The following is a 24231-nucleotide window of genomic DNA, read 5'->3' as shown; positions in this document are numbered from 1 at the left end:
CGAAGCAAAGTTCTGGCTAGAGTCGTAACAACAACCTTGAATGGAGACACCCGTATGGCACGCCCGCTGGTCCCGCTGATATCCATCGACGCACTCGTCACCGCCGCCCTTGAGCTGGTGGACGAGGCAGGGGACTTCAGCCTGCCAAAACTGGCCAAGCGGATCGGCGTCAGCCAATCCTCCATTTACAACCACGTCAGCGGGCGGGAAGAGATCCTCGAGCTCATGCGTGGACGGATCATCTCCGAGAGCCCCTATGTGTTGGAGGACCAGCGGGATTGGGAGGCGTCGCTTCGCGCCATTGTCCGGAGTTACCGTGACGCCTTCGCCCGCCATCCTAAACTCGCACCCCTGCTGGTGCTCCAAACTGTCCAGGACGCCCAAGTCATGTCCCTCTACGAGAACCTGGCTGTGGCCCTCGAAGCCGCCGGATTCCGCGGCCGCGACGTCATGTCAGCGATTTCCACCATTGACAGCTTCGCGCTGGGCTTCGCCTTGGACCTGGCTGCACCCGATGTCGTCTGGGCGCCACCGGCGCAAGGATATCCCACCCTCACCAACGCCTTGGCCCATGCAGGACCCGCTGCTGAGCGAGGGGCCGCGGCGTTCGACTTCGGTCTTGAGATCCTCATCGCCGGGTTGCATTCCCGCCTCCAGTCAACGGTGCTGTGAAGCTGGGTCCTGTGAAGCTGAAGTTCCCGGAAATCCGGAAGGCGCCGTGAATCTCGCGCAGAACTGGTGGGAAGCGGTGGTCCGCGGCTTCACCGACACCCACACCACGGCGGTGCCCTTACCTGCCCTCCTGGGCATCCTCGCGTGCGCCGTCGTCCTGAGCATCCCGCGTGCCACGTGGCGATGGTTCGGCCTCTACGTCACCTTTGTCCATGAGCTTGGCCATGCCTACGCGGCACTCATGACGGGGCGCTTTGTCCATGGACTCCGGATCGGACTCGACCATTCGGGACGGCTCGTCAGCAGCGGCCGCGGCGCTTTCGGGGCGGCGTGGTCCGGATTTTGGGGCTATCCTGCACCGGCCGTTGTTGGTTTGTGCCTGATCGCCGCCTTTGCCGCTGGCCGATCCGGCGCCGCCATGTCCGTCGGGGCGCTGACCCTGCTGGTTTCGCTGATCTTCCTGAGGAACCTCACCGGCATCCTTGTTGCCGTGCTGAGCGCTGCGATTGCCCAGCTCCTCATTCTTTTCGCGACGCCCACAGCAGTCAACTACGTGGTGTTGGTGCTCGGCGTCGCCCTTTCCGTGGGCGGCGTGAGGGACCTTTTCAAACTTGCAGGCGTGCATACCCGACGCCGGGACCGCTTGCCGGCCTCCGATGCCTTCATCCTCGGCCGCACAACAGGGGTCCCGGCGTTCGTCTGGCTGACAGGATTCGTCATGGTGATCACCGGATGCGCCGTGGCGTCCGCCTGGTTGCTGTGGGGGATGCTCACCGTCTAGTCCGGGGGTTGGCCGGCGGTTGAACGGCGGGCAGGGGTCCCGACGGCGATAGTCCGGCTTTGGTCCCCGCCAGGCCTTGCCCTGTGGTTGCTTCAGGGTGTCCAATCCTCTTTAAGGTTCGAATTGGATGTGTTCGGGCTCCGTGCCGGGATACAACGCCAGGAGGTGCCCATGTCCGCAAAAGGCACGCGCGAAACGGCGAAAGGAGCCGCACCCGGCACAACAGAGGCCAGGCGCGGCGACAACGGCTCTGCCTTGGCCGCAAGCGATCCAGCAAAAATCCGCAACGTGGCGCTCGTTGGACATTCGGGGGCGGGCAAATCGATGCTGGTGGAGGCCTTGCTGGCTGCAACAGGGGCCATCACCCGGATGGGTTCCATCAGCGAAGGCACCACAGTCAGTGATTCAGACCCCTCCGCGATTCATCAGCAACGGTCGGTCACGTTGTCCATAGCCCCGATTCTTGTGGGGGATACCAAGGTCAATCTGGTCGACACTCCCGGTTACACGGACTTTACGGGCGAACTGCGCGCAGGTTTAAGGGCCGCCGATGCGGCCCTTTTCGTTGTGTCGGCCGTAGATGGCATTGACGGTGCCACCGTTGCGCTGTGGGGTGAGTGCGAGAAGATCCGGATGCCGCGTGCAGTGGTGGTCAGCAAACTGGACCATCCGCGCGCTGACTTCAGTGCCGCCGTCGTGCGTTGCCGGGAAGCTTTCGGCGAGTCGGTCCTCCCGCTGTACGTTCCGGCCGTAGGCAACGCCGAACTCATCGGCGTCCTCCATGGGACTGAGCATGAGGACCTGACGCCGGTTTCGGATGTGGAAGAAGCCAGGGGACCCCTGATCGAAGGAATCATCGCTGAGAGCGAAGACGAAACCCTCATGGACCGGTACCTTGGCGGCGAGGAACTGCCCCTTACGGACCTGGTCGCTGATCTTGAAACGGCCGTGGCACGGGGGAGCTTCTTCCCTGTCATACCCACGTCGGCCGAAACGGGCCTGGGCCTTCCCGAACTCATGGCGCTGATCACCGATGCCTTGCCATCACCGTTGGAGCGCAGTACCCCCGCGGTGATGAAACTCGATGGTTCATCATTGAAACCACTGGTGGGTGACCCCGGCGGGCGGCTCGCCGCTGAGGTGGTGCGGACCACCGTGGATCCGTTCCTTGGCCGTGTGTGCTTGGTGCGGGTCTTTTCGGGAACCTTGCGGGAAGACTCTTCGATTCATATCGGCGGCAGGGGCTTGGCGGACAGGGGGCATGAGGACCACGACGCCGACGAACGCATCACGCATCTCTACTCGCCTGTAGGTTCAAGCCTGAAGGCCATTCCGCAGTGCATTGCCGGCGACATTTGCGCCATCAGCAAGCTGGCCAGCGCCGAGACGGGGGACACGGTCTCGGACCGTGAGGCACCGCTGCTGATCGAGACCTGGAACATGCCCGAACCCTTAATGCCCGTAGCCATTGAAGGGGCATCGCGCAGTGATGAGGACGCACTGTCCAAGAGCATCGGAAAAGTGGCCGCCGCCGATCCGACGCTGCGGTTGGAACGTAATCAGGACACGCACCAGCTCATCCTGTGGTGCATGGGGGAGGCCCACGCCGAGGTAGTCCTGGACAGGCTGCGAAACCAAGGGGTCAAATTACAGACCGTAGACGTGGTCACTCCGCTCAGGGAAACTTTTGCCACCAAGGCAGCCGGACATGGACGGCATGTCAAGCAGTCCGGTGGGCACGGGCAGTTTGCCATTTGTGACATCGAGGTTGAGCCGTTGGCCCGTGGCGGGGGATTTGAGTTCGCCGACAAGATCGTGGGCGGGGCGATCCCCGGGACGTTTGTCACATCGGTCGAGAAGGGCGTCCGCTCCCAAATGCTGAAGGGTGTTTCAGCGGGATTCCCCGTAGTGGACATCAAGGTGACGCTGGTGGGTGGAAAGACCCACAGCGTGGATTCGTCCGATGCAGCCTTCCAGGCTGCCGGCGCGTTGGCTCTCAGGGAAGCGGCGGCAAACGCCAGGATCCAGTTGCTGGAACCTGTATCGTCCGTTGTCATCAGCGTTCCCGACGAATACGTGGGAGCGGTGATGAGCGATCTGTCCGGACGCCGGGGTCGTGTGACCGGCACCACTGCCGCTGACGGTGAGGGGACGGAAATCAGTGCTGAAGTGCCGGACCAGGAGCTGCTGCGGTACGCCATTGAACTCCGTGCCCTCACTGCAGGCACAGGCCGATTTCGCCGTTCCTTCCTACGCCACGAACCTCTGCCGAAGCAGGCCTAGGCGTTTGCCCGCAGGAAGGCGGCGACTCCCGGGGCAAGGGATGCCCCTACCTCGGCCGCGCCACGCTTCAGGCCTTTGACCGCGAATGAATGGTCGCCGCCCTCGCTCCACTGAAGTGTCGCCGTCGGACCGATCTTCGCCACCACGGCCTCCAGCAGTTCCGGTGTCGCGAAAGTATCGCGCGTGCCTTGGAGGAAGAGCATGGGAACCGTGACGCCGTAGAGGTGATCATCCCGCAATTTCTCCGGCTTGCCGGGGGCGTGGAGCGGATAGCCGAGGTACACCAAACCCCTTGCGGGCATACCTTCGGCCACTGCCATGGAAGCCATGCGTCCGCCGAAGGATTTACCGGCGGCCCACAGCGGTTCACCATCGCTGAGTTCAGCTGCAATATCCATCACTGCCCGCCATGTAGCGATGGCCAGCGGCGGGCGGTCCGGAAATCGGCGGCCGGCCTCGCGGTAGGGAAAGTTGAAGCGCAACGTGGCTACACCTTCGTCTGCCATCGCCCCGGCGAATCCCTCCAGGAAGGGGTGTTCCATTCCGGCTCCGGCGCCGTGCGCCACCACCAAGGTGGCGAAGGGCTGTTTGGGCCGGAGGTGAAGGGCAGACACGTCAGTTTCACCGACAGGGACGGTAACGGATGTTTCAGCGTTTGGCATGTATCAATCATTGCCCACGACACCAAAAACGCGCCGGATGCTGACGCGCAAGGCCTTAACGGGGTAGCTTGTGGCCATGGCGAGCGAAGCAACCACCGTTACTGTTCCTGGTCCCGACGGGCCCCGCGTAGTCAGGATTTCGAGTCCAAGCCGCGTGATGTGGCCTGAGGCGGGACTGACCAAACTGGATCTTGCCAACTACCTCATTGAGGTCGGCGAGGCTTTCGTTGAGGCCAACGGGAACCGGCCCATCAGCCTCCAGCGATACTCCGGAAATATTGAGGGCGAGATGTTCTTCTCCAAGAATCCGCCCAAAGGCGCCCCCGATTACGTCCGTTCGGTGCCCGTGACGTACCCCAGTGCGCGTTCGCACCCCCAACTAGTGATCGATGAGCCTGCAGCGGCTGTGTGGGCCGCGCAAATGAATACCGTGGTGTTCCACCCCTGGGCGTCGCGGGCCAACGATCCCGACAATCCTGACCAGCTCAGGATCGACCTCGATCCCCAACCCGGCACGGACTTCGAGGACGCCATCCCCGCCGCGCTGGAACTCCGTTCCGTGCTGGAGGAAGCCGGACTCACAGCGTTCATCAAAACCTCCGGCAACCGCGGACTCCACGTGTACGCGCCCATCCATCCCAAGCATGAATTCCTGGACGTCCGCCACGCCGTGATCGCCGCTGGACGCGAATTGGAGCGGCGGATGCCCGAGAAGGTCACCACGGCCTGGTGGAAAGAGGAACGCGGAACCAGGATTTTCGTGGACTTCAACCAGGCCAACAGGGACCGGACCATTGCCGGAGCTTACAGTCCCCGCGCCGTACCTACGGCGCAAGTGTCCTGCCCTTTGGCGTGGGAAGAGCTGGAGAACGCCGATCCCGCGAAGTACACCATCAAGACAGTCCCTGACCGGCTGGCCAAGTCAGGCGATCCGTGGTCGTCCATGCACGATCACCCGGGTGACATCGACGTCCTGCTGAAATGGTGGGAGCGCGACGTCTCGAACGGCCTGGGCGAAATGCCCTTCCCGCCGGAGTTCCCCAAGATGCCGGGCGAGCCCATGCGCGTGCAACCGAGCCGGGCACGCAAACCGGAGGAGTAGGCCGGGGAACGTGAACGGGAGGGCATGTGCCGCAACGGCCAGCGAGAGGCAGGCTGACCACCGCATGCGCGCGCGGGTGGATCTTTGGTGGTGTGGTTCTCGGAAGTTTGGTCCTCGGGGGCTGCACCGCCACTCCGGAACCACCTCCCATCCCTCCGGTCGTGCCCACCGCTCTTGCGTCCACGCCGTCGCCCTCGCAATCCCCTTCGCAGGGTGCCGCAGCCACCCCTGCTTTCCAGGAACTCCGAGCCACTCTAGAGCTCTTCTCGCGCGAGAAGCTGGAGGAAGGGGCCTCGGCTGTCCTCATCAAGGCCAAGGTGGGCCAGCAGGAATGGACGCTCGCAGAAGGTATCCTCAGCAGGGAGGAACGGGTGGCTGTTCAGTCGCGGGACCGTTTCCCCGTGGGCGGGCAGCTCCGGACCTTCTTGGCTGTCTCTGTGTTGAAACTCGTGGAAGAGGGCCGGCTGAGGTTGGACGACCCCGTCGTCACATACCTTCCCGAACCTGCCACCGCAGGCAGTTCCGTGACGATCCGCCAACTCCTTGACGGCACTGCTGATTTGCCCGCCTCAGCCTTGCCATCTGCTGAGGGGCCCGACGCCGATGCGGTGCTCGGCCGGGTGGTGGAGCAGCTACGGGGTGCACCCCTGGGGGCTGTCCTGCAGGCGGATACCCTGACGCCCCTGAACCTCCGTTCCACCGGGTTACTGGGCGCGAACACAGCTGTACAGCATGACGTCGTCCACGGCTACGTCCAAGTGGACGACGAAACCGTAGACGTTACTTCGGTCAGGTTCCCGGGCGGGATCGCCAATGGCGGCCTGGTGTCCACGGTGGAGGAGATTTCAGTCTTCCAAGCAGCGCTGCTGAGGGGCCAGTTGTTGTCCCCGGCCAGCCTTATCGCCATGAAGGGGCCCGTGTTCGCAGACTATGGCCTTGGCCTGGACCACTGGGATGACCGCTGCACCAACGGCTCCTACTACGGCCACGCCGGAGACGTTCCAGGCTACGGAAGCATTTCCATGAGCAGCGCCGACGGCAACCGCCAAGTTTCCATCTTCATGGCCTACCCACCGCTGCCGCTGTCCGCTCAGCCGTCAGCGTTGGGGCTGGAGATGACGGGCGTTGCGCAACTTGCCTTGAACTCCGGATGCCGCTTCCAATTCCGCTGAAAGGGCCTCAATAGGCATGCCGTGATGCCTATTCGAAGCGGGAGGGATCGCCGGTTCCGTACCGAACCACTTCGGCCACTCCGCTGGAAAAGTCGATCACGGTAGTGGGTTCCGAGCCAGTATCGCCGGCATCGATGACGCCATCCACCTGGTTGTCCAAGCGCTCCTTGATTTCCCAGCCTTGGGTCAAAGGCTCTTCCTCGTCCGGTAGCAGGAGCGTGCTGGAGAGCAGGGGCTCGCCCAGCTCGGCCAAGAGCGCCTGGACCACCCGGTGATCCGGGATGCGCACGCCCACGGTTTTCTTCTTGGGGTGCAAAAGCCTCTTGGGAACTTCACGGGTGGCAGGCAGGATGAAGGTGTAGCTGCCGGGGGTGACGGCCTTGATGCTCCTGAAGATGTCGTTGTCCAACATCACGAACTGCCCCATCTGGGCAAAGTCCTTGCACACCAGGGTGAAGTGGTGTTTGTCATCCAGTTGCCTGATGGTCCTGATGCGGTCCAATGCTTCCCTGTTGCCGATCTGGGCGCCGAGAGCGTAGCAGGAGTCGGTAGGGTAGGCGATCAAGCCACCGCCTTGGAGCATGTTCACCACTTGGCCGATGGCGCGTGGTTGAGGATCTTCCGGGTGCACATCAAAGAATCTGGCCATGGAAAGAGCCTACGACAAAGCTATGACAACACGTCCTTGTTGGAGAATTTCGCGTACGCCAGCGCGCCGCAAACGGCGATGTAGCCGGTTTGCAGGAGTGCGTTCTCGCCGAAGGATGTCCACGAGATGGGCTGGCGCAGCAGATCCGCGAAACCCAGCCAGTGGTGGCTGAACAGCCACGGATGCAGCCACTCAAGCTGGGGCAGGTTGTCCAGCACCTGCGACACCACAGAAAGCACGATGGTGGCAGCCATGGCGCCCACCGGAACGTCCGTGAAGGTGGAAATCAGGAGACCGATAGCAGAGAGGCCCAGCAGGGACACCGTGATGTAGGCAGCGATCAGCAGTGATCTCAACGCGGACTCGCCCACGCTGATGGTGTCACCGGAGAGCAACGTCACCGGACCCACAGGAAAGAGTACGACGCCGGCCAAGGCACCGGAGGCCGCCACGGTGGCGGTAGCGGCGAAACAGAAAGCGACGGCCCCGGCATACTTCACCGCCAGCAGGCGTATCCGCCCTGCGGGAGCGAGGAGCAGGTAACGCAAGGTTCCCAGGCTGGCCTCCCCGGCGATGGTATCTCCGGCCACCACGCCAACAGTTAGTGGCAGGAACAAGGGAACGCACACCACCAAGGCAGTAACTGCGACGAAGAGGCCGTTCTGGGTGATGCGGTCCAGGAACAGCGGACCGCGGCCGGGAGTGGCGGGCCGGGACGACAACTTGACGGCCACGGCAATGAGGACTGGCACGGCAGCGAGGGCCATCAGCATGGCCCACGTGCGAAGCCGCCGGAAAAGCACGGACAATTCCGAGCCCAGCAGCGCCCATCCGATGCCGGGACTGTCGGCACTACGGTGGGAAAGCCCGGCAGTTTCAGCCGACAACGTCGAACCCCTCCCCGGTCAGGGACACGAAACGCTCTTCCAAGCTCGCGTTCTCCACGCTGAAGCCACGGACCCTGACGCCGTCAGCAACCAGCGCCGCCACGATCGCTTCCGGTTCACGTCCGTTGATCCCGGTGCCCAACACCGCAGTGGTGCCCCAGGGACTGCCGGTTCCGGGCGCTTCGCCGGGGACCAGTCCAAGGCGCGTCAACACGCGGGCCGCCAATTCGACGTCGGGCGTTTGCACCACAACGTGAGCCTGGCCGGCTGACCGCAGCTCCTCCAGCGGGCCCTGGGCCACGAGGCGACCGGCGCTCATCACTCCTATGTGCGTACACATCTGTTCCACCTCGGCCAGTAAGTGGCTGGAGACGAATACTGTGGTTCCGCCGGCTGCGAGGGAGCGCACCAGGTTTCGGACCTCACGTGTGCCTTGGGGATCCAGTCCGTTGGTCGGTTCGTCAAGGACCAGCAACTCCCGCGGCCTGAGCATTGCGTTGGCCAGGCCAAGGCGCTGCTTCATGCCCAACGAGTAAGCCTTCACCTTCTTGGCCGCGGCATGGCTGAGCCCAACCCTCTCAAGGGCGTCATGGACTCGTTGCCGCCGGGTCGATGACGACGCATGACGGTCAGCGGCATCCAGGCGCATCAGGTTTCCCGTGCCCGTCAGAAAAGGGTAAAAGCCCGGCCCCTCCACCAAGGCGCCGACTTCCGGAAGCACGGAAGCCAAACCCTGCGGCATCTCCCTGCCCAGGACGCGGATTTTCCCACTGTCCGCCGAAGCCAAGCCGAGCAGCACCCGGATGGTAGTGGTCTTTCCCGATCCGTTCGGTCCCAGGAAGCCGAACACCGAACCACGGGGTACGGCAAGGTCAATGCCATCGACGGCGGACCGGTGACCGAACCGCTTTACCAGGCCGTGTGTTTCCATGGCGAGATCGGATGAACTGCCGGACGAACTGCCGTACCCAAGGACAGGGGCCGCATTATCAGTTGCACCAACAGAGGCGGCGGCCCGGGGTTCGTTCACTGGGCGGCTGCGGCTGACTGAAGCCGATCCAAAGGCACCATTCCCGCATAGACCCGGCCGTCGTCGAGAACCAGCACACTCAGCAGCGACGTCGTCAGTGCCCGTCCACCCTCAACTCGCTGCAGTACTTGTGATAATTGGGAATCGGACACCAGCTCAGCCGGGGCAGAACCAGCGGGCAAGGCAATCACGGAGTCCCAATCCGTGCCAGTGACACTAGCCCCGTGACGGGGTGCATCAGGTGCAAGGGCCATGGAATCCGGTACCGGCTCAGACGGCAGGGCCATGGAAGGCACCGGTCTCACCGGCAGTACCTTCTCCGTGACTGTGGCGCCCGGCGGCGGGGCGAAGTCGAACAATGCAGCATCCGGCCTGGAGAGATCCACCTGGGTATAAGCCAAGGAATACGCTGGCTCGGCCTGCCCTATGGCCCGCACCTCGACACCCAGCGGCAGTCCGGTTTCGGAGTCGACGTCGATTGTCACCGAATCAACCAGGGTTTCGGTGCTGCGGGGATTGAGGAGCAAAGAGTAGGCGCTGCGACCCGCCACTGAGGAAGCCTCGGAAACGCTCACCTCCGTGCTGGCATCAATGGCTGCAAGGAAACGGCTGGCCATGGCCTCGGGCGTTGGAATTGCAGGTGTTGGAATTGCAGGTGTTGGAATTGCGGGTGTTGGAATTGCGGGTGTTGGAATGCCGGGTGTTGGCACGTCCGTCGGGGGAACCGGCACGGTCAGATGAGTAGCGCTGTTGTCCTTGGAGTTGTAGAACCAGGCGTCTCCTCCGTTGATAACCACGTCACGTTCGGCCATCTGGTCCAGAATCTGCACCCGCGCCTTGAACGGGCCATCCATGTAAACCCTGGCCGTGTGGGAGCCGGTCAGGAACTCAAAGGCAGAGGCAGCCCCCGGCACGATGCCTGGTCCTGATGCGGGGACTTCCGGAAGCCCCAGCCCGGCGGTCTGCTCCACGGTGCCGGACAAGGCCCGCACCTCGGTGCGTGCAATCATGGCCAGGATTTCTTCAGCGGACTTTGGAGGAAGGGAGACGCTGGCACCGGCCTGGACTGAGCCGAACAGAACCGCAATTGCCAAGGCAAGCGGAATGAAGAGAGCTGGCAGCCACCGCTGCCTGGCCCGCGCCACTGCTACCAACCACCGCTCGTGAGAGGCATGAAACCAGACTACTCCCGATGGCTGCGGCGATCACCTGCCGGTTACTCTTCCCATACCACCAGGCTCACCCTTGGAGCAGTTGACGGGCCAGCTTCACTGCCCCATGGACCGGAGGCTGCGCCAGGATCCGGATGGAGGAAGGATCTTCCAAGGACACCTTGCGGGCCACTGCCCCCGCGAGCTGGCTTTGATTCACCAGCAGGGCACCGGCCATGACCAGCGGCAGGTCCAATCCCAGCTCGCCCATGACCTGGCGGGCAAGCGTGGCCAGGGAATGTGCGGCCTCGGCCTGGATACGCAAAGCCGCGGGATCGCCCTCCACTGCCAAATCCAGGACAATTGGAGCCAGACCGGCCCAGTGATCGGGTTCAGGTTTGGCGTAGAAGAAGTCCATGAGCTGCAAAGCATCAGCGCTCGCAGTCGCCGTCATCATTGCCTTGACCAAGGTGCCCGGTTCCAAACCGGCGTAGTACTCACGCAGCGCCTCGCGGACGGCATCACGCACCACTGAGTAGGCGCCGCCTTCGTCGCCCAATAAGTATCCGTAGCCTCCGCTGCGGGCTTCCCGGCCGTCATGGTTCCGGCCCCATGCCACCGAACCGGTGCCCGCAACTACTACAGCCCCGGCGTCGAGACCTGCTGCCGCCAGCACAATGCGGGTGTCATGCACCACGTCGATCCTGGCGCCGGGGAAATGCTCCGTGAGCAGGGCAGACAGGACCGCACGGCTGGCCGGGGTGTCCGCTCCGGCAGCACCGGCACATACGGCCTCGATTCCGCCGCCTACGCTTGCTGCGATCCGCCGCAGTACGGCATCTGCGCCTTGGTGCCCCACTGAAGACAGATTGGCGCTGGCTTCGGTGATTTCGACGCCGGAGCCACCTTGGGAGTCAACGTCGCCCTGCACTGCGTCGGAACGAACGGCGTGGGTCTTGGAGCCGCCGATGTGAAGGCCCAGGACAGCGGGGGTCACTGGATTTCCGCCGGTTCCGTGGGTTTACATTGTCGTATATCCTCCAACTGATGTCCCTTCGTTTCGGGTGCGGACTTCTGGACAAACATAACCCCGAGCATAGCCAGTAGGCCGACCACCGCGAAGCTCCCCGCTCCGTGGAGCCTATGGGTTCGCGGCCGGTCATGCAGGATCGGGATCTTTGTCCTTGGTTCAGTGAAAAGCTATGGTCGTCGGGAGCAATTCCGCAATTGGTTTAGACCAAGTTGTTCAACATTGGCATAGACCAATGGCATTGTCTAGAAGTAGGATGTCCAATATGTCGAGCGATGTAGCGCCTGCCACCCCTAAGTACTACCTCCTGAAGACCGAGGTACTTGGGCTGATAGCCGGTCTTCAACCGGGCACGCTCATTCCCACGGAGCGCGCATTGGCCGAACAGTACGGGACGTCCCGGACCACGGTCAGGCAGGCCATCAGCGAGCTTGTGGCTGAAGGCAGACTGGGCCGCATCCAAGGCCATGGCACGTTCGTGGCGCCACCCAAGGTGACCCACGTCCGGCAACTGACCTCCTTTTCGGAGGACGCCCGGACCCAAGGCCTGCGGCCCGACTCAACCACGATCGCGCTTGGCGTTGTTCGTTCCGATGCGGATGTCGCCGCCCATCTGGGCCTTAATCAAGGTGCGCCCGCTACCCGCCTGGAGCGCATCCGTTTGATCGAGGGGGAGCCGTTGGCGCATGAGGTCGCCTGGCTTCCCGGTAAACTCCTGCGGTTCAAGTCCAACTTGGCCAAGGCGGGCTCGCTTTACACCGTTTTGGCGGATGTCTACGGGGTTCGGATCGCCGATGTAGAGGACACGGTGGAGACATCACTCGCCGGTCCGGAGGACGTCAGGCTGCTGGGAATCGAGATGGGCGCACCGTTGCTGGTTGTCCACCGCTTGGCCCGGGATGCAGGGGGCGCGCCGGTGGAGTGGACCCGCAGCGCATTTCGGGGCGACAGGTTCCGGTTCGTCTCACGTGTAAAGTCCGGGAGCTAAGGTGGCCAACTCATCCTCGGGTGAGTCCGTCATCCGCCGGGTGGTCCGCCTGGTGGGGGCATTCGACGACGCCCACCGCACCATGAGCGTCGCCACCCTGGCCCGGCGTTCCGGCCTCCCTGTTACCACCACCTACCGGTTGGTGGATGAGCTTTTGGCCGAGGGCCTGCTGGAGCGCGAAGCAAACGCCGAAGTTCGGATCGGCACCCGATTGTGGGAGCTGGTGTCCAGGAGTTCCCGCATGGTTGGCCTCCGCGAAGCTGCCCTGCCGTTTATGGAAGACGTCCAGGCAGTGGTGCAACATTCCACCACCCTGGGAATACTGGATTCCGACGACGTCCTGTACATCGAGCGGATTGGCTCCCGGGAATCCATGGTGGACATCACTAAAGTCGCCGGCCGCCTGCCGGTTCATGGAACCTCTTCCGGCTTGGTACTACTGGCATATTCCGCGCCGGACTACCAAGACCTGCTCTTGTCACGGACGCTGGAAAAGTTCACTGACGCCACGCTTACCGACCCCACTGAACTGCGACGCCACCTGGCAAGCATCCGTCAACGCGGGTTCGCTTCCATGCCAGGGATCATCGTCCCGGAATCCAGTGGCATCGCAGTCCCGGTCTTCGGTCGCTCGAATACCGTCGTGGCGGCGCTCAGTGTCGTCGTTCCGCGGAATGAGGAGAACGTTCCCGCCCGCGTACCGGTCCTGATGACGGCCGCGCGTGGAATCTCCCGTGCGCTTGGTTGGCGGGGAGAGCTTAAGGGCGCCCTCCGGCAGAGCAACGGACCTATCTGATTCCCGTTCATCGGTAACGCTGTGGTTTCGCTCACAAGCCCGCTGGCAGAGTGGAACACAGCAGGGCATCTCGCCCGGTCACCACAATAAACGGCCCTCGTGGGTCCATTTCGTGCTGCCCTGGTGGTGAACCCCATGTTTTAGCAGCCGCAATGCCGCGGCAGGAGGAGTTGTCATGGAAACAGCAACACAAGCAGGCCGGGAATCCGTGGCCGGGCGCGTGGCCGGCAAGGTCGCCGTGGTCACCGGAGGCCGGGGAGACCTCGGCAGCGCCACAGCCCGGTTGCTTGCCGATCATGGGGCGACGGTGGCCAGCCTTGACCGGGCTGGAACACCACCTGCGGGCAGCCACCCCGGTATCACCGAGTACGACGTCGATGTCACCGACGAAGCGAGCGTGGCCGACGCAATCCGCAGGCTCAGCGCAGACCTCGGAACCCCGGATGTCCTGGTCAACGCAGCAGGAATCATCGGCCCTGCAGGCGCCAGCCACACTGCCAGCCTGGACGAGTTCAACATCATCTTCGACGTCAATGTGAAGGGTGTGTGGCTCATGACAAAGCACATCGTTCCGGGAATGATTCGGAAGCAGTCAGGCAGCATCATCAACTTTTCGTCAATCCATGGGTTGACCGGCGGGCGCAATGTACCCCTCTATCACGCCACCAAAGGTGCAGTACGCCTCCTGAGCAAGTCCGATGCTGCAACTTATGGCGCGCACGGGGTCCGGGTGAACTCAATCCACCCGGGATCAATGAACACCCGGATGAGTCGGCGCTCGGCCGAGCAGTCGGACGTCGGTGCTGAAGCGTATTACAAGCAGCTTGTGGGTGGGAATCCGCTTCCCCGGCAGGGCGAGCCGGACGAAATCGCGTACGGGGTCCTCTACCTGGCCTCGGACGAGTCCCGCTTCACCACAGGTTCGGAACTGGTCATCGACGGCGGTTACACGGCCGTTTGAGCACGGCTGACTACAGAGCAACGTCATCCACGGAACTGCTGCCATCCACGGAACTGCAGATTCATTGAGCGAGAGGTACCACCATGAAATTCATTAACGGGACACCTTCTGATACCTACGATGTCGTAGTTGTCGGTTCCGGCGCGGGCGCATTGACGGCAGCGGCGACGGCCGCGCGGGCCGGCAAGTCCGTCGTCGTGCTTGAAAAGACAGAGTTGCTGGGCGGCACGTCAGCTGTGTCGGGGGGCATGCTGTGGGTGGCCGACAACCACCATGCCCGCAAAGCCGGGCTGAGCGACTCCAAGGAGGCAGCCGCTGAGTATATCCGGGCCGTTGCACGCGGGAGGAGCCGGGAGGAGCTGCTGGACGCCGCGCTGAACTACGGGGATACCATGCTCCGTTTCGCCGAGGACGAATGCGGCGTGCGCTTCATCTTCCTGGACAATTTTCCGGACTACCGGCAGGACCTTCCCGGTTCAGTGGAAGGTGGCAGGACGGTTGAACCCGAGCTCTACAACATCCGCGAAGCACTGGGCGACCTCGCTGTCCATGTCCGCTCCGATGGCCGGGCGCCCTTCACCATGCAGGAATATGAAAACTGGGGCGCATTCACCAAATTCCCGTGGCAGGATCTGAACGATCGGCAGGAGCAGGGCCTCGTTGCCAAAGGCCGGGCACTGGTTGCGATGCTTCTTGCAAGCCTTGTCCGCGATGACGCGGCACTTGTGGTTGGCGCCCGCGGGCATCGGTTACTGAACGACGGCGGCAGGGTAGCGGGCGTCGAACTTGAGTCCGGCGAGGCTTTCTACGCCAACGACGGAGTGGTCCTCGCAACGGGAGGCTTCGAATGGGACAAGGCCCTGGCAGATTCATTGCTGGCCTCGCGCCTGTACATCATGTGCTCCCCGCCTTCGAACACCGGGGACGGTTTGAAGATGGCACAACGCATCGGTGCCCAAATCCGCGGAACCCGGGAAGCCTGGTGGGCTCCGATGTCCATTACCGGGGACACCAGGGACGGTTCCCCCGTTGGCACGTTGCTGCGTTTTGAGCGGCAGGGACCAGGCTCGCTCATGGTTAACCGTCATGGCCGCCGCTTCGCCAACGAATCCCAGAACTACAACGACCTCGCCCGATGCCTGCAGTCGTGGGACTCACCCAACAACCAAACCCTGAACACTCCGGCGCACGTGGTTTTCGATCACAGCTATCTGGAGCGCTACGGCATCCTGGCGCACCGGGCAGGGCATCCGACACCGGAGTACCTGATCGAAGCTCCCACCGTGGAATTACTCGCAGCCAGGATCGGCGTCCCTGCAGAGAACCTTCAGGCCACCGTTGAGCGGTTCAATGACTTTGCCGTGAAAGGGGAGGACCCTGACTTTGGGCGGGGCGAAAGCGCCTACGACAAATACTGGGGCGACGACGACTGCCCTTGGCCAAATCCCTCCCTGGGGCCGCTGCAGACGGGGCCTTTCTATGCGATGGAAGTAGTCAACGGTGCCTTCGGCAGCAATGGGGGAGTCGCCACTGACGGGCTGGCGCGGGTACTGGATGTGGACGGCCAACCCATTCCCGGGCTGTTCGCGGCAGGGAACACCACGGAGAATGCCTACGCCGCAGGCTACCCGGGGGCCGGGGCCACATTGGGCCCCATCATGACCATGGGGTACTTGGCCGGCCGCACCATTGCGGGCCAACCGGCAGAATACCTCGCCGCTGAACTCCACGCCGGAGTCGGAGCATGATCCGCCATGCAGTTCTCTTCAAGTTCAAGCCGGACTTTCCCGCAGCGGACAGGGACGCATGGATACAGGGCCTGGACCGGATGGACGGCAACATTCCCGGGCTCTTGAAGCTCACCCACGGAGCAGACCTGTTGCAGCAGGACCGTTCATTCGATTACGCGATCGTGGCGGACTTCAATGCCCTGGAAGACCTTGAGGTCTACAACTCCCATCCCCTGCATGAACCGCTCAAGCAGTACTCGTTCCCCAACAGCGAGCAGATCATTGCTGTTGATTTTCCGCTATAGCCACGGAACTTTCGAAACTGCGCCATTCAAAGGAGAATCGCCATGTCAAGCACCACCCGGCAGCCGACGACGCTGCGCAAGACCCCTGGAAAAGCCGCCCTGGCCTCGTTCCTGGGAAGTACCCTCGAGTACTACGACTTCTTCATCTACGGCTCAGCGGCTGCTTTGGTGTTTGGTCCGCTGTTCTTCCCCTCGGACGACCCCGCCGTCGGACTGATCGGCGCGTTCGCTACGTTCGGTGTGGCCTACGTGGCCCGTCCGGTGGGTGGCCTGGTGATGGGCCATTTCGGCGACAAGCTTGGCAGGAAAAAGATTCTGCTCATCACGCTGGGCGTTATGGGACTGGCTTCCCTTGGCATTGGCTTCCTGCCCAGCTACAGCCAAATCGGTGTCTGGGCCCCCATCCTGCTGGTGATCGGACGCCTGGCACAGGGCTTTTCCGCCGGCGCTGAATCTGCGGGCGCTTCCACGTTGACCCTGGAACACTCCCCGGAGGGTCGTCGTGGCTTCTTCACCAGCTTCGTCATGACCGGCTACGCCTCAGGAATGGTACTGGCCACGCTCGTCTTCATTCCCGTAGCCGCGCTTCCTGCTGAAGCGCTCATGAGCTGGGGTTGGCGAGTACCGTTCTGGCTATCCATCGTGGTCCTGGCCATCGCGTACTGGGTACGGACGCATTTGGACGAGACACCGGTATTTGAAGAAGCCAAGGACCGGAAGGCAGTTGCACCCATGCCGCTAAGGGAGGTTCTGCGCTTCCAATCGGCAGACGTAGTCCGGGTAGTTGGCATGTCCATCATGTCCGTCATGCAGACCATCTTCACGGTCTTCGGATTGTCCTACGCCACCGGCGCGGCAGGCTTTGACAAGGCATCAATCCTCACCGTCAATGCTGTGGCAATCGGCCTGTCCATGTTCGTGATGCCACTGACCGCCAAGCTCTCGGACCGTGTAGGCCGCCGGCCGCTGCTCCTCACGGCATCCATCGGTTGCTCGGTGACCATCTTCGCCTACTTCTGGGCATTGTCCACCGGGAACATCCTGTTGGTCTTTGCGGCAGCGTTCATGAACATGACTTTGCTCTACTCGTGCTTCAACGGGATCTGGCCAGCCTATTTTGCCGAGCTTTTTGCTGCCCCGGTCCGCTATTCGGGAATGGCTCTGGGCAACCAGTTGGGGTTGGTGGTGGCTGGTTTCGCTCCGTTGATCGCTGGCCTGCTGCTTGGAAAAGGCCATGACGGCTGGCTGCCCGTAGCCTGCTTCGCTGTTCTGTGCATGGCTGTGGCCGGAGTGGCCGCCTACTTCTCCAGGGAGACGGCCAAGACGCCCCTTGAGGATCTGGGGGAGCCGTACTGGAAGGGTGTGGCAGGCAGGAACGGTGCCTGGCACCCACTAACTGAAAACCGTAACTGAGTCCTGTAACCGAAACCCGTAACTGAGTCCAGTGCCTTGGGGGAAGTCACCGTCAGGAAACCCCGGCCCCAGCCGTTTCCCTCAACGTACTGCGCACGAACTCCCCGCTTGGTTCGGCGTAGGCAGCAACAATCCGGTTGAACAGTGCAGTACCTTCGGCCCCGGGCCAGTCCGCAGGCAGGAATGCCGACGGCAAGCCGGGGTCGAGGTACGGGATGATCCGCCACCGGTCGATGCACTGGACATACGTTGCAAACGCCTGAGGAGTTGGTTCCACCGATTCTCCGGCAGGCAGTGCGCAGTTGCTGATGAAGTCCCTGTGCAGTTCGGCCAGCGCTTCCAGGTCCCACCATTTGGACGCAGCCTCCCGCAGGGTGCCGCCCACCAGGGGAGTTTCCGTCACGAAGATGGTGGCCATGTCCCGGAGCTCAAGGTCGGCAAGGATTTCTTCGACCTCCACCCGCAGCGAATCGGGACAGATCCACAGTCCCGCAGCCACGGTCCCACAACCAATCCAATGGAGCCTTCGCCGGAGTTGATGCCGTTTCTCACGCTCCGTCTCGGGAATGGAGAAGGAGATCAGGCACCACGGATCCGACGCTGACATGCTCCGCGGGTTATAGATCCGGCGGTCCCCTCGTGCCAACATGGTTGCAGCGCCCTGGGTCAGCGTAAATCCGGGGACGCCGTCCCGGGTCTCCTGCAACACCACATCTTTCTTGCGGAGTCGGCCCAGCGCCGTCCGGGTTACTGTTCCGGACGTACCTAAAGCTTCCATGAGGGCCACAATGTCTTTGGCGGACATCCACCCCCCGGCGTCACGGAGATACAGGCCGACGACAGTGCGCAGCAGGGACGTCGTACTCCCGGGGCGGGAGTCCATGTCATCAAGGACAGCACTCATATGCGCCTCACTGCAGTTCCGAGAGGGCGTCGCGGATGGCCGCCACACCCAGCTCAACCTCTGCATAGCTTGTGCTCAAGGGTGACAGGCCGATGCGCAGGCCGTGAGGGGGACGGAAATCGGGGATGACGCCCTTCTCCCACAGCCTGGCGGTGACATCGGCGAAGAGCGGGTGGTCAACCGTAATGTGCGAGCCTCGTTCGACGGAATTTCGGGGACTCACGATCTCAGCACCAAGCGGCACCAGGTGTTCCTCGGAAAGTGCAATCGCGTACTCGGTGAGCTTGATCGACTTCTCCCGAACGGCTTCCATACCCACGGAAGCGATCAATTCCACCATGTCCTTGAGGGGCTGCATGGCCAGCACCGGTGGCGTACCGGTGATGAACCTGCGCATGCCCTGTGCGGGCTTGTACGACTCCGTCATCCCGAACGGGTTCTCCGCCCCCATCCAACCCCAGATGGGCTGTTGCAAGCGATCCTGCTGCGAGGCGTTGACGTAGGCGAAGGCCGGTGAGCCGGGTCCGCCGTTAAGGTACTTGTAGGTGCAGCCGACGGCCAGGTCAACGCCCCACTCATCCAGCTTCACGGGCACGGAGCCAACGGAGTGGCACAGGTCCCACAACATCAGGGCGCCGGCTTGGTGGACCTTGGCAGTGATGCCCTCGGCGTCGGCCAGGAACCCGGAGCGGTAAGCCACGTGACTGAGGACAACGACGGCGGTCCGCTCACCAAGGAGCCCGTCCAAGTCCTCTGCACGGACGCCACCGGCCGGGTTTGCGGCGATCCATTTGATGCTGGCGCCGCGCTCCTTGGCGATTCCCTCGATGATGAACCGGTCCGTGGGGAAGTTGTCACGATCGATGATGATCTCGTCGCGGCCAGGCTGCGCGTCGACTGCAGCGCGGATCATCTTGTAGAGCATCACCGAGGTGGAATCACCCACTGTGGTCTGTCCCGGACCCGCACCCAGCGCCACTTCACCAATGCGGTCGCCCACTACCGTAGGTTCGTCCATCCATTGCTCGTCCCAGCCGCGGATAAGGCGGCTGCCCCAGGCATCATGAACGAAGGCAGCCAGATTGGCGGAGGTGACCTTCAGCGGGCGTCCCAGTGAGTTGCCGTCCAGGTATGAAACGAGCTGATCGGCGTCGGGCGTGTAGAAAGCATCACGCTGGGCGGTAAGGGGATCAGCGGCGTCCAGCTCGGCCGATGTCGGTTTTTGGGTTTGCTGTGCTGTGGTCATGCTTCCTCCTGCGGAAGTTATGGCGGCAGTGGCCGGGAGAAGTGTTAGTTGCCGATCTCGGTGCGTACGGCATAGAGCTCGGGGAAGAATGTGAGGTCCAAGGCGCGCTTCAGGAAGTCCACGCCTGACGAACCGCCGGTACCTACCTTGAAGCCGATGGTGCGCTGGACCGTCCGGAGGTGGCGGAAGCGCCATGCCTGGAAGTTGTCCTCGATATCCACCAGGTCCTCACAGGCTTCGTAGAGGCCCCAAGGGGTATCGTCCGTTTCGTAGATCTTCCGGAAGATCGGAACCAGGTCTTTGCGGAACGTCCACGGCTCGCTGGTGTCCCGGTCGAGAATATCGGCAGGGATGTCGTAACCGGCGCGTGCAAGGACCCTGAGGAAGGCGTCATACAACGTGGGCTCTTCCAGGAGCTTGCTGAGCAAGGCATGTGCCTCGGGTTCGCTTTCGAACACGCGGAGCATTCCCCGGTTCTTATTGCCCAGCAGGAATTCAACGCCGCGGTATTGGTAGGACTGGAAGCCCGACGAGCTCCCCAGGAAATTGCGGAACTGGGCGTACTCGCGGGGTGTAAGAGTTCCGAGAACGGACCATTGCTCGGTCATGGTGCGCTGGATGGCCTTTACGCGGGCGATGCACTTGAGCGCCTTGCCCAGGTTGTCGGCGTCGAATAGCCGCCGGGCTTCCAGCAATTCGTGCAGGACCAGCTTCAGCCAGAGCTCGCTGGTCTGGTGTTGGATGATGAACAGCAGCTCATCATGGTGTTCGGGTTCGCTGAGCGGGTGCTGGGAGCTGAGCAGTTGGTCAAGATCCAGATATCCGCCGTAGGACATCGCATGCCGGAAGTCCGTGCGGACAGTGTCCTCGATATCACGGACGCTGTGGGCGGAATGGTCTGTAGGCTTTTCCATACCTCGAGATTATCACTTCCATGACGAACGTCAAGGGATTGATTTTATGCATATTCGGCGCGGTGGACAATAAAGCATGCAAGTCTTGGAGCGGGCCTCTCCCGTAGGCTGAGGTTCAACCGTCGGAAGGGGAGCGTCCATGGATTCCAAGCAGGGTGCCGGCGCGCCGGTGTCCGTATATCTGGATGTCGACGGCGTGGTGAACCCCTTTAGTCCCATAGGGGCCACTGATTGGGGCGGCGAGTGGGCCATCGCAGATGCCGGGATCCTTGATGTTGCCTATGCCCCGGAAGTTGTTGACGAACTGAATGATTTGTCAGAACATCCAGCTGCGCGCTTTGTGTGGCTGACCACCTGGGAACGGCTGGCCCCGGAGTTTTTGTGCCCTGCCATCGGCTTGAATGGACACGCCTGGCCCGTGCTGTCCAGTCAAGGGTGGGACGAGGGCCCGGAGTGGTGGAAACTGACGGCCCTGCAAAAGGATCTGGCCGCCGTCGGCAGTGAGCGGTTCATCTGGCTTGACGACCAGCTCGGCCAGGAGTCCGATGCCAGGTCTTGGGCCGAATGCCAGCAGGGCCGTGTGCTCTGCATCTCACCGGATCCCCGCAAGGGTCTGTCCCGTCGCGACCTTGCGGCAGTACGGGCGTATCTGGGCTGAACCGAGTATCTGCACGTTTGTCCGCTCACCGGATGCCACGTAGGATTCTTAAGGTTTCAAGCCCGCCAGAGTGAACTCCGCAAGCCGAGTCAGTTGAACAATTGCTGAACTATGCTGTGGATGGCAGGTATGGGGAAGTGAAACTGCTGAACGTCGACGACTCTGCAGATTGGGCAACAGGTGGATATCACCTTCATGGTCGCGCTTGTAATAGCGTTGGCCCTTTTCTTTGACTTCACCAACGGGTTTCACGACACTGCCAATGCGATGGCTACGCCTATCGCTACGGGGGCGATCAAGCCCAAAACGGCCGTCGCCCTGGCCGCCGTGCTCAACCTCGTAGGCGCGTTCCTCTCCACGGAAGTGGCCAAGACCATTTCCGGTGGACTCATCCGGGAAGGGTCCGAAGGTATCCACATCACGCCGGAGATCATCTTTGCCGGCCTCATGGGGGCTGTTCTCTGGAACATGATCACCTGGCTCAAGGGCCTGCCGTCGAGTTCTTCGCACGCCCTGTTCGGCGGCCTTATCGGCGCAGCAGTCGTAGGCATCGGATTGCATTCCATCAACTTCGAGACGGTGCTGCAGAAGGTGATCCTTCCCGCCATCTTCGCGCCGCTCATTGCAGGCCTGGTGGCGTACATTTGCACCCGACTTGCATACGCCCTGACCTCGCGGCATGACCCCGAAACCGGTGACAAACTCACGCAGAAACGTGGCGGTTTCCGCACCGGACAGATTTTCACTTCAAGCCTGGTGGCCCTCGCGCACGGTACCAACGACGCCCAGAAGACCATGGGCATCATCACCCTGGTCCTCATCGCAGGAGGCACGCAGGCTCCGGGCAGCGGCCCTCAGTTCTGGGTCATCGCTGCGTGTGCTTTCGCCATCGCTATCGGTACCTACGCAGGTGGCTGGCGCATCATCCGCACCATGGGCTCAGGCCTCACCGAAGTAAAGCCGGCACAGGGTTTCTCCGCTGAAACCAGCACCGCCTCCGCCATCCTGGCCTCGTCCCACCTGGGCTTCGCTCTTTCCACCACGCAGGTTGCTTCCGGCTCGGTTATCGGTTCAGGCCTCGGCCGCAAGGGCACCTCCGTCCGCTGGGGTACCGCAGGAAAGATCGCCCTGGGATGGTTGTTTACCCTCCCGGCCTCGGCCATCGTCGGCGCGCTGACAGCGCTCCTGGTGAGCATCGGCGTCGTGGGCGTCGTCATCGCCGCGGTAGTGGGAACCGCCGCTGTCCTGTTGATGTTTGTCGTGTCCCGCAAGTCGCACGTCGGCCACCACAACGCCGTCGAGGTTGAGGAAGCCGGGCACGCGGTGCGGTTCCGCAAGAAGAAGTCCCGAAAGACCACCACCAGCGAGGATGTGCAGCGATGAAATGGTTGGAATTGCTGCAGGTGGGCGGAGTCACCCTCGTGGCCGCCGTTACGTTGGTGGTGCTCTACTCGTTGGGCGTACGCCTCACGGCCATCGCTGGCGACGCCCGGCGGAAGTCGCCCGTTGTGGCGCGCTCCCTTGCCTACATTTGCTTTGGTTTCTGCGCCCTGGCCGTCCTGTTCGGCATCTATTTGATCGTGCCCTACTTCGGAAAGTAGCTGCTTTCCTAGCCGTCAGGTCCGTTCGGGAGAATAATCAGCAGTGTAGTTATGCACATAGCTGCGTTATTTTGATCCGGCAGATGCGGGGCTGTGATGACATGCCGATCCCGGGAGCATCTCATCGGACTGGCATTGGTTCCAGTCTTGATGCTGGGACTTTCGGCATGCCTTCCTCCGGAAGCAGACGGCCTCCCGCCTGGTTCAAGCTCCGCCCCGCCATCGGCAGCCACCACGCCGCCGGCCACCACGCAACCGGACGAGACACCGGACGAACCGCCGCATACTGCTCCAGCACAAACCAAGCCCGGGCAAACGGACATGGCGCCGGGCAACACGCCACCGGGGAACGCTTCACCGGGCGTTGCTGCAACACCCACGGCAGGCACCCCTGCACCAGCGGCCACTACGGAACCGCAACCGACAGCCGTCGCCCCGGGCGCAGATCCCGACACCGCCGAGCAATTGCAGGAGAGTCAAGGCCCCAAGGCGTCGCCGCAAGAGCCCACGGTAGTGAGTTGGGTGCCCACAGGGCCCATCGGCCCAAATGATCCCGCCCCGGGCCAGCGGTACCTGCTGCTTCAGCAATTCCAATGCGACGCCTTGGCCCAAAGCGTGGAGGGCGCAGTGGACGCTGCGGTCTGGCAGGCGGGCGCAGCAGTCTGCCGCGCACTCCAGACCGGAAGCCAAGAGGACTGGCAGCGGGCATCCATCGCCGTGGCCATGACTCCGCGGATACCGCAAAGGCAGTGTCTTGAGTTCAGGGTGGCCGCCACGTCCGCATCTGTGGTGGCGCAGTACCGGAGTAACCCGGCAGGTACCTTCAAGGCGGAGCCGGGGCCAGGGGAGGCGTGTCCCAGGCAATTGCGCGGACTGACCGTGGTAGACGAGGATCTGCGCCCCGTCACCGGCATGACCCGTGCTTCAGGCCCCGGGACAGGTGGGACAATCGTCCGCTTGGATGGCTACTACGTGCGGGTGGGACAGGTCTTGTTCGACGGCGTTCCCGTACTCCCGGATATCGTGGCCGGAGGAGGGGAGTACCAGACGCTGTATCTGCGGATGCCGCCGTCCCAAGGCAGGGACACCATCCGTATTTCCATCACGGACACAGTGGATGTCGCGGGAACGGTGACTTTTTTCTACGACGATCCCGCCAATTCCGCCAATTCCAGCAATTCCAGTAATTCCGCCAATACCCATCGTCCGCCGAAGACCGCAGGAATGGCACCGGGGTCCGGGCTGCCCGATAAGCCGGCCACTGAATAGTCCGCGGTGATGTCTTAGTCTGGGGCC

At 62.6% G+C, this 24231-nt stretch carries 24 protein-coding genes; 15 read left to right on the top strand and 9 right to left on the bottom strand.

The features are described from left to right. Positions 1 to 54 precede the first annotated feature (54 nt). The 3 genes from ACLRGI_RS12185 to ACLRGI_RS12175 all read left to right on the top strand — a co-directional run bounded on the left by ACLRGI_RS12185 (position 55) and on the right by ACLRGI_RS12175 (position 3736). Positions 55 to 672 (top strand): TetR/AcrR family transcriptional regulator C-terminal domain-containing protein, encoded by a 618-nt coding sequence (locus ACLRGI_RS12185; RefSeq protein WP_419201906.1) that lies wholly within the window; start codon positions 55 to 57, stop codon positions 670 to 672. 46 nt (positions 673 to 718) lie between these two features. Further along, complete coding sequence (locus ACLRGI_RS12180) at positions 719 to 1453, top strand: M50 family metallopeptidase (protein ID WP_419201905.1); 735 nt, start codon at positions 719 to 721, stop codon at positions 1451 to 1453. Between the two features lie 171 nt (positions 1454 to 1624). After that, the gene (locus ACLRGI_RS12175; protein ID WP_419201904.1) at positions 1625 to 3736 is read left to right on the top strand and encodes an elongation factor G-like protein EF-G2; all 2112 of its coding nucleotides are present in this window, start codon (positions 1625 to 1627) and stop codon (positions 3734 to 3736) included. Here ACLRGI_RS12175 and ACLRGI_RS12170 read toward each other — a convergent pair. Next, positions 3733 to 4398, bottom strand: coding sequence for an alpha/beta hydrolase family protein (locus ACLRGI_RS12170; protein WP_419201903.1), 666 nt, complete (start codon positions 4396 to 4398; stop codon positions 3733 to 3735). The two genes, ACLRGI_RS12175 and ACLRGI_RS12170, sit on opposite strands and share 4 nt — an antisense overlap. 76 nt (positions 4399 to 4474) lie before the next feature. Here ACLRGI_RS12170 and ligD point away from each other — a divergent pair, with 76 nt between their 5' ends. Then, positions 4475 to 5500, top strand: coding sequence for a non-homologous end-joining DNA ligase (ligD, locus tag ACLRGI_RS12165; protein WP_419201902.1), 1026 nt, complete (start codon positions 4475 to 4477; stop codon positions 5498 to 5500). Between the two features lie 161 nt (positions 5501 to 5661). Continuing rightward, positions 5662 to 6672: a serine hydrolase domain-containing protein gene (locus ACLRGI_RS12160; protein ID WP_419201901.1), complete on the top strand. Its 1011-nt coding sequence runs from the start codon at positions 5662 to 5664 to the stop codon at positions 6670 to 6672. Positions 6673 to 6700: 28 nt separating this feature from the next. Here the strand turns inward: ACLRGI_RS12160 and ACLRGI_RS12155 are convergent, their stop codons facing one another. The 5 genes from ACLRGI_RS12155 to ACLRGI_RS12135 form a co-directional block, all read right to left on the bottom strand. Continuing rightward, a complete protein-coding gene (locus tag ACLRGI_RS12155; RefSeq protein ID WP_091467290.1) occupies positions 6701 to 7321 on the bottom strand; it encodes an L-threonylcarbamoyladenylate synthase in 621 nt (206 codons plus the stop codon). 20 nt (positions 7322 to 7341) lie between these two features. Then, positions 7342 to 8208, bottom strand: a complete 867-nt coding sequence (locus ACLRGI_RS12150; protein ID WP_419201900.1) for an ABC transporter permease — start codon at positions 8206 to 8208, stop codon at positions 7342 to 7344. Beyond that, the gene (locus ACLRGI_RS12145; RefSeq protein WP_419201899.1) at positions 8198 to 9238 is read right to left on the bottom strand and encodes an ABC transporter ATP-binding protein; all 1041 of its coding nucleotides are present in this window, start codon (positions 9236 to 9238) and stop codon (positions 8198 to 8200) included. The genes ACLRGI_RS12150 and ACLRGI_RS12145 overlap by 11 nt, the downstream gene beginning before the upstream one ends. Then, complete coding sequence (locus tag ACLRGI_RS12140) at positions 9235 to 10332, bottom strand: LolA family protein (protein ID WP_419201898.1); 1098 nt, start codon at positions 10330 to 10332, stop codon at positions 9235 to 9237. The genes ACLRGI_RS12145 and ACLRGI_RS12140 overlap by 4 nt, the downstream gene beginning before the upstream one ends. 145 nt (positions 10333 to 10477) lie before the next feature. Beyond that, positions 10478 to 11386 (bottom strand): N-acetylglucosamine kinase, encoded by a 909-nt coding sequence (locus ACLRGI_RS12135; RefSeq protein WP_419201897.1) that lies wholly within the window; start codon positions 11384 to 11386, stop codon positions 10478 to 10480. Positions 11387 to 11675: 289 nt separating this feature from the next. Here ACLRGI_RS12135 and ACLRGI_RS12130 point away from each other — a divergent pair, with 289 nt between their 5' ends. The 6 genes from ACLRGI_RS12130 to ACLRGI_RS12105 all read left to right on the top strand — a co-directional run bounded on the left by ACLRGI_RS12130 (position 11676) and on the right by ACLRGI_RS12105 (position 17612). Then, positions 11676 to 12407, top strand: a complete 732-nt coding sequence (locus tag ACLRGI_RS12130) for a GntR family transcriptional regulator (protein ID WP_419201896.1) — start codon at positions 11676 to 11678, stop codon at positions 12405 to 12407. Position 12408: 1 nt separating this feature from the next. After that, a complete protein-coding gene (locus tag ACLRGI_RS12125; protein WP_419201895.1) occupies positions 12409 to 13203 on the top strand; it encodes an IclR family transcriptional regulator in 795 nt (264 codons plus the stop codon). Between the two features lie 175 nt (positions 13204 to 13378). Further along, positions 13379 to 14164: an SDR family NAD(P)-dependent oxidoreductase gene (locus tag ACLRGI_RS12120; RefSeq protein WP_419201894.1), complete on the top strand. Its 786-nt coding sequence runs from the start codon at positions 13379 to 13381 to the stop codon at positions 14162 to 14164. 83 nt (positions 14165 to 14247) lie between these two features. Continuing rightward, a complete protein-coding gene (gene chcC1, locus ACLRGI_RS12115) occupies positions 14248 to 15912 on the top strand; it encodes a 4-oxocyclohexanecarboxylate 2-dehydrogenase (protein ID WP_419201893.1) in 1665 nt (554 codons plus the stop codon). Further along, entirely contained in the window at positions 15909 to 16199 is a 291-nt protein-coding gene (locus ACLRGI_RS12110; RefSeq protein ID WP_419201892.1) for a Dabb family protein, read from the top strand. Before chcC1 ends, ACLRGI_RS12110 begins: the two co-directional genes overlap by 4 nt. A gap of 42 nt (positions 16200 to 16241) precedes the next feature. After that, a complete protein-coding gene (locus ACLRGI_RS12105) occupies positions 16242 to 17612 on the top strand; it encodes an MFS transporter (RefSeq protein ID WP_419201891.1) in 1371 nt (456 codons plus the stop codon). A 52-nt stretch (positions 17613 to 17664) separates the two neighbouring features. On the opposite strand, the gene ACLRGI_RS12100 is transcribed toward ACLRGI_RS12105, so the two are convergent. The 3 genes from ACLRGI_RS12100 to kynA are packed head-to-tail and all read right to left on the bottom strand — an operon-like array spanning position 17665 to position 20676. Beyond that, on the bottom strand, positions 17665 to 18516 hold the full coding sequence (locus ACLRGI_RS12100) for a PaaX family transcriptional regulator (protein ID WP_419201890.1): 852 nt from the start codon (positions 18514 to 18516) through the stop codon (positions 17665 to 17667). A gap of 7 nt (positions 18517 to 18523) precedes the next feature. Then, a complete protein-coding gene (locus ACLRGI_RS12095; protein WP_419201889.1) occupies positions 18524 to 19762 on the bottom strand; it encodes a kynureninase in 1239 nt (412 codons plus the stop codon). A gap of 44 nt (positions 19763 to 19806) precedes the next feature. Continuing rightward, positions 19807 to 20676, bottom strand: coding sequence for a tryptophan 2,3-dioxygenase (gene kynA, locus ACLRGI_RS12090; protein ID WP_419201888.1), 870 nt, complete (start codon positions 20674 to 20676; stop codon positions 19807 to 19809). Between the two features lie 139 nt (positions 20677 to 20815). Between kynA and ACLRGI_RS12085 the strand changes: the two genes are divergently transcribed. The 4 genes from ACLRGI_RS12085 (at position 20816) to ACLRGI_RS12070 (ending at position 24204) form a co-directional block, all read left to right on the top strand. Further along, positions 20816 to 21334, top strand: a complete 519-nt coding sequence (locus ACLRGI_RS12085; RefSeq protein ID WP_419201887.1) for an HAD domain-containing protein — start codon at positions 20816 to 20818, stop codon at positions 21332 to 21334. A 180-nt stretch (positions 21335 to 21514) separates the two neighbouring features. Continuing rightward, positions 21515 to 22717, top strand: a complete 1203-nt coding sequence (locus tag ACLRGI_RS12080) for an inorganic phosphate transporter (RefSeq protein ID WP_419201886.1) — start codon at positions 21515 to 21517, stop codon at positions 22715 to 22717. Further along, positions 22714 to 22935 carry a hypothetical protein gene (locus ACLRGI_RS12075; RefSeq protein WP_419201885.1) on the top strand — a complete coding sequence of 74 codons (222 nt, stop codon included), beginning with the start codon at positions 22714 to 22716 and terminating at the stop codon, positions 22933 to 22935. The genes ACLRGI_RS12080 and ACLRGI_RS12075 overlap by 4 nt, the downstream gene beginning before the upstream one ends. Before the next feature lie 96 nt (positions 22936 to 23031). Continuing rightward, positions 23032 to 24204, top strand: coding sequence for a hypothetical protein (locus ACLRGI_RS12070; RefSeq protein WP_419201884.1), 1173 nt, complete (start codon positions 23032 to 23034; stop codon positions 24202 to 24204). The last annotated feature ends 27 nt before the right edge of the window (positions 24205 to 24231 follow it).

Origin of the sequence: Paenarthrobacter sp. PPS72 (assembly GCF_048537125.1) — a bacterium.
GTDB lineage: Bacteria > Actinomycetota > Actinomycetes > Actinomycetales > Micrococcaceae > Arthrobacter > Arthrobacter nitroguajacolicus_E.
Note: the sequence above shows the minus strand (reverse complement) of the source record. Positions and strands in the feature narration are given on the sequence as shown.